This is a genomic window from Alicyclobacillus sp. CIJ1, from assembly GCF_057538885.1.
The window spans coordinates 1-497 of sequence record NZ_BAAJPH010000013.1; the positions used below are offsets into that span (position 1 = coordinate 1).

Genomic DNA, 497 nt, shown 5'->3' on the forward strand with positions numbered 1-497 from the left:
CGGCGGCCTGGACCATGGCGTACACCGGGCTCCGCATCGCGGAAGTCATCTTCCTTCGCATCATGGACGTCGATTTCGAGGAAGGGGTCATCCGTGTGGAGCACGGCAAGGGTGACAAACCCCGCGAAGTGCCCATGTCCGACGCGCTTCGACCGATCTTGTCGCAGTATGTCGAGCGCTATCGAAAGAGCGCGAAACCGCACGAACGATTCTTTGCGACCCCTGCCACCGGCGGTCTGTCGCCGACGCACATCAACCGGGTGCTGAGGCAAACCAGCCAGGCGCTTGGGTATCGCCGGTACGTCACCGCCCACACCTTCCGACACAGCTTTGCCTCGAATCTCATTCGCCAAGGCGTTCACCTCACCTTGGTCCAGAAGCTTTTGGGGCATAGCTCGCCAACGGTCACGGCGGTCTACACGCATGCGACGCGAGAGGATCTGCACCGTGCCGTGCAGACACTCTCGTTTGGGGAGGGGAGTGCATGACACTTCGCA

1 protein-coding gene is annotated in these 497 nt (G+C 61.6%); it reads left to right on the top strand.

Going from position 1 to position 497, the window contains the following annotated elements:
* Positions 1–488: tyrosine-type recombinase/integrase (locus tag AC27E8_RS00125; RefSeq protein WP_487099294.1), on the top strand; the 488-nt coding region annotated here is incomplete at its 5' end.
* Positions 489–497 lie beyond the last annotated feature (9 nt).